General features: G+C 29.6%; 6 protein-coding genes. 1 reads left to right on the top strand and 5 read right to left on the bottom strand.

Features of this window, described 5'->3' with window-relative positions; translation table 11 throughout:
- The 5 genes from BMW96_RS13420 to BMW96_RS13400 form a co-directional block, all read right to left on the bottom strand.
- Positions 1–3375: glycoside hydrolase domain-containing protein (locus tag BMW96_RS13420; RefSeq protein WP_092356989.1), on the bottom strand; the 3375-nt coding region annotated here is incomplete at its 3' end.
- Positions 3376–3576: 201 nt separating this feature from the next.
- Positions 3577–3993 carry a gamma-glutamylcyclotransferase family protein gene (locus tag BMW96_RS13415; RefSeq protein ID WP_092356986.1) on the bottom strand — a complete coding sequence of 139 codons (417 nt, stop codon included), beginning with the start codon at positions 3991–3993 and terminating at the stop codon, positions 3577–3579.
- A gap of 138 nt (positions 3994–4131) precedes the next feature.
- Positions 4132–5526 carry a glycoside hydrolase family 32 protein gene (locus tag BMW96_RS13410; RefSeq protein ID WP_092356983.1) on the bottom strand — a complete coding sequence of 465 codons (1395 nt, stop codon included), beginning with the start codon at positions 5524–5526 and terminating at the stop codon, positions 4132–4134.
- 9 nt (positions 5527–5535) lie between these two features.
- A complete protein-coding gene (locus tag BMW96_RS13405) occupies positions 5536–7419 on the bottom strand; it encodes a sucrose-specific PTS transporter subunit IIBC (RefSeq protein WP_092356980.1) in 1884 nt (627 codons plus the stop codon).
- Positions 7420–7570: 151 nt separating this feature from the next.
- The gene (locus BMW96_RS13400; RefSeq protein WP_092356977.1) at positions 7571–8563 is read right to left on the bottom strand and encodes a LacI family DNA-binding transcriptional regulator; all 993 of its coding nucleotides are present in this window, start codon (positions 8561–8563) and stop codon (positions 7571–7573) included.
- Positions 8564–8781: 218 nt separating this feature from the next.
- Here BMW96_RS13400 and BMW96_RS13395 point away from each other — a divergent pair.
- The coding region (locus BMW96_RS13395) for a PD-(D/E)XK nuclease family transposase (RefSeq protein WP_177165859.1) at positions 8782–9111 on the top strand (330 nt) is incomplete at its 3' end.

The following is a 9111-nucleotide window of genomic DNA, read 5'->3' as shown; positions in this document are numbered from 1 at the left end:
TAAATTATCATATGCTCCATCTACTTCTTCCTGCATTGCATTTTCATTGTTTAATACTGTATTTGCATTTGTTAATGCTTCTTCTAATACTGCCCATGTTTCAGGTGTATATTTTTCTGCTGCTAAGTCTGCTGTTGAATCTACTAGGTCTTGTAATTCAGCCTTGTCACCTTTTAAGAATTCTAACATATGCATTGCTACTGATAATCTTGCAAATGATGCATCCACTTCTTCTTGTGTTGCATTATCATCAGCTAAGATTACTCTTGCTTCTTCTAATGCAGCATTGAATTCAGTTACTACTGCTGGTACTACTTTATCTAAATCTTCTGCTGTTACAGCACTAGCCATTTCTACAGCTATTTGTAATGCTGCTTTACTTACTTCTACAGGTTTATTTGCTACTGCTTCTTTTGAGATTTCAATAATTCCAGCTCTCATTCTATTTACATCATTTAATGTTGATTGACGTACTGTACTATTTGCAGCTACAGCACTTCCATAACTAGTTGTTTGTTTTGGTTTACTTAATGTTCCAACCAATTCATCTATCTTAGCTTTTAATTCATCTGATTGTTCCATTAAATATTTTGCTTTATTGATATCTCGAATACCTTTTTTCATCATTTCATATCTTGGTGTACTATAGAAAGAAGCATTATATTCTTCATCAACTACATCTTTTTCAACTGGATAAATGAACCATCCATCTCCAGGTTCCCAATAACGATATGATACGTCACCTTCCATATCATATACCCAGTTATCCCATGCCCAACGCATGAATCCATCTGTGTTTTGTGCTAATGTATACCACATTACCCAGTTGTTATCTGCAGGATCACTAATTACAAAGTTTCCTGGATAATCACCTGTACAAGTATAAATAGTAGTCATTAATCCTAATTCTTTACGATGTGTTGCTAATGCTTTTGTTGCTTGATTTGCTGATTGATCTACATTTCCTAAATTGATCGAAATATCATCAATTTGATCAGTGAAATCATAGCTTGAACTGTTATTAAAGTTAAATGCTGATGAAATTTTAAAACTTACCCCATTTTCATCAGTTAAACCACTAATTAGTTCAACTGCTGGTTGTAATTGATCTAAACCTCTTTCATCCATTGAAATATATGTAATGTCAAACCACCCTTTTTCTTTTGAATGTTCCATAAAATCTGTTAAGAATGTTGTCCAGATTTCTTGCCAATCTGCTGCCCCAGGTGTATATGATTTTTTAACTGTTCCTCCAGTTGCTTCATCAAAATATGCTATTTGATTATTCCATGGAACAATACTATAACATTTAATTTGTCCAAATCCATTTTCTGGATCAATAACTCCACATTCTATTTGGAAATTAATCCATGCATCATACCATGTATAATCAAATTCAAATGTTCCATCAGTTTTCTTTGTCCATTTTACCATTGATGGATCACTATAATATGATTGATGATTCCATGCTTCTTCTACAATATTAGCAACTACATCTTTACCACCCATAGCTACATATTCTTTCATAGAATCACGCATTAAATTAAAATGTTCTTCTGTAAAATAGAAATCTTCTGCAAGCTCATTTGTAATTCCTCCAGATGGAGTTTTACCTAATCCAAGATAATAGTTAGCTACAGAGAATGGATGTTGCCAAATTTGAATCTGTGTATTTGTTTCAGTTGTTTCTGGTTGTACTAAATCAAGTACTTCAAATTCATATTTAAATTCATATGGTTTTTCCAATTCATCTGCTTTTACTGTTACAGTTCCTTGATATAATCCAGGTTTAGCATCTTTTGGTACATTAATAGTTACCCATGCAAATTTTGCACTTTCAGGTTCAATATCAACTTTACCACCTTTATAGATTACATCTGGGAATTCTTTTACTGGTGCATTTGAAGGTCTATTACGTCCAACATTAGCTGAAACTTCTTTTAACCATTTAATTTCAACATTATCAGATGAAATAACAGAACTTCCATTTACAAAATTACTAGCTGTTACTTCTGCATTATGAACATCTTTATCTCTTGAACAAGTAACAATTTTAGAACTTAAAACATCACCTTTCCAAGCTACATCTTTCCAACTATTTGTATAATTAGTTAATAAATTAGCATAATCATCTTGTGTTTCTAACACATTAGTTGAACCAACATAAGCAGATAAAAATTCTACTACAGGAACAACTCTAACATTTACAGAAGCACTTAAACTAGTTCCTTCTACAGTTGCAGTTACTACTGTGTTAGCTTCTTCACTACTAACTGCTGTAATAACACCATCTTCATCTACAGTTGCAACACTTTCATCATTACTTTCCCAAACAACTTTTTTATTTGTTGCTACACTTGGAGCAACTTCAGCAGTTATTTCTTTAGTCATTCCAGTTTCTAAACAAATATCTGTTTCACTTAAAGTAATTTCACTTGGATTAATCGCACCATGATAAACTTTTGCAAAATCTACTTGAATTGCACCTGTTGCATCTTCTGGTAACATTACTTTAATTGTATGTTGTCCATCAGTTAATTCTTCTGATGTATAAATTAATTGTTTATGTACTCTACTTCCTATAATAGTTCCATCAGCTTGACCAGCTGCTACATCATCAATATATACATCATAAACACCATGTCCACTATCTTTAGTAGCATAAATTTCTACTTTTGTCCCAATGAATGTTATTTCATAATAATCACCAGCATATGCATAGTGTTCATCACCATTTGAAAACATGTTAGGATAACCAGTACTTGCTTTCCAGTTACCAGTATATTTGAATTTGAATAATTCATCACTTGTAGTCGTTTCACTATCTTCTATTTTTGAAACATAGTTATCAGTAACTTCTTCTTTAACTCCTAATACTTTTAAATAATCTATTTCACCATCAGTTCCTGATGAAGCAGCATTTTTAGTTTTAGAAAGTTCTACTTTTAAAGTATGTTCCCCATATTCAATACCTGTTTTTTCATACAGTTTCCCTGAAGCTACACTAGTAGCACTATATGCATCAACAGTATCAATTTTTTCACCATCTAAATAGATATTATAAATACCTAACCCAGATTGTTTTTCACCATATAATTCAATTCCAGTCCCTTTAAACTTAACTTCAAAAGATGGCAATGGATCTCCATCTACATAATTAGAAAAATTAAACCAATGTTCATCACCACCATAAAAGCGATCTGGATATCCAGTACTATCTCCCCATCCTGTACTATAACTAATCTGATGTAATTCATTACCAATTTGAGAATCATTAATGATTAACTCACTACCTTCAGCTTTAACTATTGTAAGTGGTAAAAAACTAATCACCATCATCAATGCTAAAAATATAGCTCCTATTCTTCTTTTCATAATTTCCTCCTCAATTACTTTTTATAACAAATAAAAATTATCCATATAGCATATATCACACTCCTCTCTAAAAATGAAACCCCTTTCTATATATAATTTTAAATTAATATAAATATTTGTATTTATACATTTTAAAAGAATATTTATACTTTTTAAAAAGTACAAATATAAAAAAAGTTGAATAAATCAACTTTTAACAACTTAAATATTTTGACTATATTTAACAAAATCACCACTTATAATTACTGCATCCAATAACTTTACATTTGCAGAATTATAAATATTATAAACATAAACTGGTATCTGATCAATGACTTGACCATCTTCATCAAAAATATCACAAACAATCTTATTATATTCATTATCTATATTATTTTCACCAAAATAACTTTCTAATTCATCTAATTGATCAACAATACTATTATCAACTTCATGAATTTCTCCTAAAATTAAATCATTCCCTTCTAATAATAAAGCTGGATAACTTTTATTTTTAAGAGTCATCAATTTTCCTTTCACAAAACCAGTTCCTATAAAACTGTTTTTATCTTTTAAATATAATTCATGATTATACATACCTTTTCGTAATGTTCCATAAACAAATATTTTTTCTTTCATCAATATATTGTACCTCCAGTAATCTTAAGTCATTTTATCTTTTAGTTTAAATTTTATAGTTATAATATTAGTCCTTTCAATCAAAACAATATTTTAATATTTTTAATTGTTATAAAAGGGTTAGAGCATGACTCTAACCTATATAATCTTATAACTATTTAATTCATAATAAATACATTGAATATCTCTCTTGACATCTATTTCAAGATTACTACTATGATCATATACTCGTGTTGTAAAAGCATATTCTCCATGATTAATAAATAATTCTAATGATGAACTGTCACTAAAAATTGTAATCTCTTGTACTTCTTTAATTATAATATGTCTTATATCTCGACCATATCCACTCTCTTTCATCTTAAATGTAAGTAATTGATTATGATAATCTACTACTACATCATTTCGAAGTCTTAATGTAAACTCTTGATTATTTATTGGTAAATACAGTTCAAAACAATTATTTTTTAAAACAAAACTTTTTTGCAGGTTTATTACTTGCTTTTCTCTTCTAAGTTTTTTTGTTTCTTCAATAGGATATTGATAAACTTTATTATTTTTAAAAGTTAATTCACGAGGAAGAGCTAAGGCATGTTGCCATCCCTTATCAATAGTTGGGTTAGAATAAGGAACATCTGGCAATCCCATCCAGCCAATTATAATTACACGCTTATTTTCATCTACAAATAATTGTGGAGCATAATAATCAAAACCATGATCAAATTCTATAAATTCACTTAATTCATATTTATCCTCTATATCACCATTAATTAGATAATAGCCATTTTGATAAAGATTTTCATAATTATATCCTTGATTCTCTACCCCTTGTGGACAACAAAATAATATTGTTTGTTGTCCAAATTTAACTAAATTAGGACATTCCCACATATAACCAAATGGCTGTTTAGAAACAATTCGATTAATATATTTCCAATTCTTTAAATCTTCAGAACGATATAATAAACAACAGCCAACATCTTCTTTAGTTCGTGCTCCCAAAATCATATTATAATGATTACCATTTTTTAAAATCTGTGGATCTCGTACATGAAGAGTTAAATCATCAGGATAGTCAGTATTTTTCATTAAACATATTTTATCATTAAACTTAATTCCATCATCACTAGTAACCATGATCGTATTATGCTCACGTCCTGTATTAACATAGTCATAGTTTCCTATATGTTTAACATTACCTGTATAATATACATACATTTTATTGTCTTTAATCATAGCTGAACCTGAATATACTCCACCTTTATCTAATGAACTGTTTGGATATAAAGCAACTGATTCATTTTTAAATGTAATAAAATCTTGTGTACTATAATGTCCCCAATATTTACTGCCACCTAAACAATTATCTGGAGTATACTGGTAATATAAATGATATTTTCCATTAAATTGACATAAACCATTAGGATCATTAAGCCATCCAATTGGGGGCATTAAATGATAATGAAGACGATATTCATCTTGTACTGCTTGTTTTTCTAATTTTTTTATTTGTTCATTATTTAAGCAAACCATATAATTCTCCTAGATTAATTTTATAATTTCCTGATTTATTTTATTATTACCCATACTAATAATTTCAAATCGATTTTGACTTGTAATAATTACTGGTGTTGCTGATGAATAACCAGCTTTTTCAATCATTTCAAAATCAATTTCCATTAGTTTATCCCCCTGTTTTACTTCTTGGCCCTCATTTACTAATAATGTAAAAGGTTTACCCTCAAGTTTTACTGTATCTAATCCTATATGAATCAAGATTTCTACATCATCACTAGTTTTAATTCCAATTGCATGTTTAGATGGAAAAATCATTGTAATCTTTCCACTAACTGGTGCTACTAAAATATTTTCAGTTGGGAATATAACAATCCCATCCCCCATCATTTTTTGAGCAAAAATCTCATCTGGTGCCTCATTAATTGGAGCAACCCTCCCTGTTAAAGGGGAATTAATAATTTCTGTTTTTATACTTTCTTGTTCTTTTACAGATATAACTTGTTTATTTACATCTCGTTTATACAAAATCATTGTGATAACAAATGATACTGTAGCACTTAATATCATTCCAATCGCAAAATTTAGCCAAGAACTTGATTCAATAGAAATAAACCCTGGTAATCCTGCTGCACCTAACGCAATTGCTAAAGTTTTTGTAGCTGCTAAATAAGCACTTCCTACCGCTGAACCAATCATTGCAGCAATAAATGGATATTTAAGTTTTAAAGTTACTCCAAACATTGCTGGCTCTGTAATCCCTAATAACGCTGATACTCCTGAGGCTGAACAAATACTTTTCAATTTTTTATCTTTTGTTAATAATAAAATCGCAATAACTGCAGCACCTTGAGCTACATTTGACATTGATGCAGTTGGAAAAATGAACGATCCACCAGTTGTTGCTACAGCAGCCAATAATTGAGTTTCAACAGCTATAAAACTATGATGCATACCCGTTAAACAAATTGGAGCATAAAATAATCCAAAAATTGCACCGCCAAATAACCCAAGTGAATTATACATCCATGAAATTCCATCTGATAACAATATTCCAGCTTCCCTTAAAACTGGCCCTACTATAATAAATGTAATAAACCCAGTAATCATAGTAGAAAATAATGGAGTTGTAAGATTATCTAACCAAATTGGTGTTATTTTATGCAAACGTTTTTCTATATTTGCTAGAATCCAAGATACTCCTAATACTGGTAATACTGTTCCCTGATATCCTACTGCCTCAATTGATAAACCAAAAATATTCCATACAGGTACATCTACTCCTGCTTTACCATATGAATAAGCATTCAACAACTCTGGATGAACCATGATCATCCCTAATGCTGCCCCTAAATAAGGATTTCCTCCAAACTTTTTCGTAGCACTAAAACCAATTAACACTGGTAAAAAAGTAAATGCAGCATTCGAAAATAAATTGATCATTGTAGCTAAATCAGCCCATTGTGGATATGCTTCAATTAAACTCATACCTTTAAAAAATAAACCATTAGCTGTCAAGATATTATTTATTCCCATTAATAACCCTCCAGCTACTATAGCTGGAATAATTGGTACAAATATATCACTTAACAACTGAACTGCACGTTGTAAAAGATTACCTTTTTCCTCTTCCTTTTGAGGTTGATGTACACTTTCATTTTTAATCCCTAAAATGCTTGTTACTTCATCACAAACCAAATTAACTAGTCCTGGTCCTAAAATAATCTGATATTGTCCTTTAGCTAAAAATGTTCCTTTAACAACATCAATATCTGTTAATGCTTCTTCATTAACTTTGCTTTCATCAATCAAATTCAAACGTAATCTTGTTGCACAATGCATTGCCCCAGTAATATTCTCTTTCCCACCAACACATTGAATTATTTGCTTTGCTATATTGTTATAATTCATTTCCATCCTCCTTTATGGTATCGGTTCCATAAATATACTATAATCTACATTTTATTAACTGTCAATACATTCATGCAAAAAAGTGAAACCGATACCATATTTTTCATAAAAAAACGATATTTATAAAAATATCGCCTTAATCAACAATTTATTATATTATTCTGACACTTTCTCCTTCAATCAACTGATAATCAATCAATTGTAAATCATCAACATGATTCTCTTCAATCAAATCTATAATTGTCTTTCCAGCTCTAATCCCAGTTTCCTCATTATTAAATCTAATTGTTGTTAGACTTGGATTAATAAATAATGATGTCTCATATCCACCAAAACCAATCAATGAAATATCTTCAGGCATCTTGAAACCTAATTCATTAATTGCTTTAAGACACCCAAGAGCAATGTTATCTGTTGCCCCAATAATTAATGATGGTTGTTTATGTTGCAAATACTCTTTAGCTATATGATATGCTTTTTCTAAAGAAAAATCACTTTCCAAAAAATCAATTTTTATAGCTCCATACTCTTTTAAACCATCCATTACACCATCTTTACGATAAACTCCAACTGCTTCATCTTTTCTATTTACTCCAATATAACAAATATATTTATGTCCATGACTTGCCCCATATTTTCCAACATCATAACCTGCATTATAATCATCATTAATAATTGAAACCCCTAATTTAAAACGCTGAGCCACAAATAACAAAGGAATATCAATTTTAGCTGCAATATTTTGGTGAGCCATTGTTACATTCGTTGCCATTAAAATGATTCCATCTACATTCATCCGCCATAATTGTTCAATTGAAGTTAATTCTCTTAATTCATTATGGTTAGTATTAACAATCAAAGTTGTATACCCATAATCTTTTAAATACTCATCCATAACCATCAATACTCTTGAAGTAGTAATTGAATCAAGACATGGTACCACAATACCAATTGTCTTAGTATATTTAGCTTTCAGTGATTGGGCTAAAGCACTAGGCTCATAATTATATTCTTCAATAATTTTTTTTAATTTTAATCGTGTTGATTCTTTAACATAACCACCATTAAAATAACGTGATACAGTACTTTTACCTACTCCAGCCATCTTAGCAATATCATTCATTGTCAGTTTTTTATTTTTCATATTTCACCTCAACTAATAAAAATGACGGATATTCCCGTCCTCTAGTCTACTTTATAATATTATTTTTATATTTAAATGTCAAATAATAAAGCAACAGCATAAAAATAGGTTAAAATTATAACAAAAATAATAATTAATGAAAGATTTCATTATGTTTTTACTTAATAAACAAAGTAAAATGAATAATTCTTTTGTATATAGTATTAAAGGTATTTTCTATGTCAAAACAATTTTGTAATGATTTTAAAAATGATGTTCTATTCAAGTATTTATTATATGATGACTTAGATCCTGACTGTATTTTTATGTTAAAGCTCTTTATCGAAAATATCCTTAATATTAAATGTCATCAAATCACTGTCCTTAATCCTGATCTTAACCCTAAATATGTAAATGATAAAGATATGGTTCTTGATATTAAGGTAAAGACTACTAATGGTGATATCATTGATATTGAAATGCAGAACTCCACCTTTTCCAAAAGTCATTACTGCCGTTTCCAACAGTATGGCGCTACTTTACTTGCATCACAAAAGGAAAAGGGAAAG

Origin of the sequence: Thomasclavelia cocleata, from assembly GCF_900102365.1 — a bacterium.
GTDB classification, from domain to species: Bacteria; Bacillota_I; Bacilli_A; order Erysipelotrichales; family Coprobacillaceae; genus Thomasclavelia; species Thomasclavelia cocleata.
This window is presented reverse-complemented; position numbering and strand designations above follow the sequence as displayed.

Bases quoted from the DNA above. Each gene is read 5' to 3' on its own strand.
- BMW96_RS13415 (WP_092356986.1), bottom strand. From the start codon at position 3,993: ATGAAAGAAAAAATATTTGTTTATGGAACATTACGAAAAGGTATGTAT.
- BMW96_RS13410 (WP_092356983.1), bottom strand. From the start codon at position 5,526: ATGGTTTGCTTAAATAATGAACAAATAAAAAAATTAGAAAAACAAGCA.
- BMW96_RS13405 (WP_092356980.1), bottom strand. From the start codon at position 7,419: ATGAATTATAACAATATAGCAAAGCAAATAATTCAATGTGTTGGTGGG.
- BMW96_RS13400 (WP_092356977.1), bottom strand. From the start codon at position 8,563: ATGAAAAATAAAAAACTGACAATGAATGATATTGCTAAGATGGCTGGA.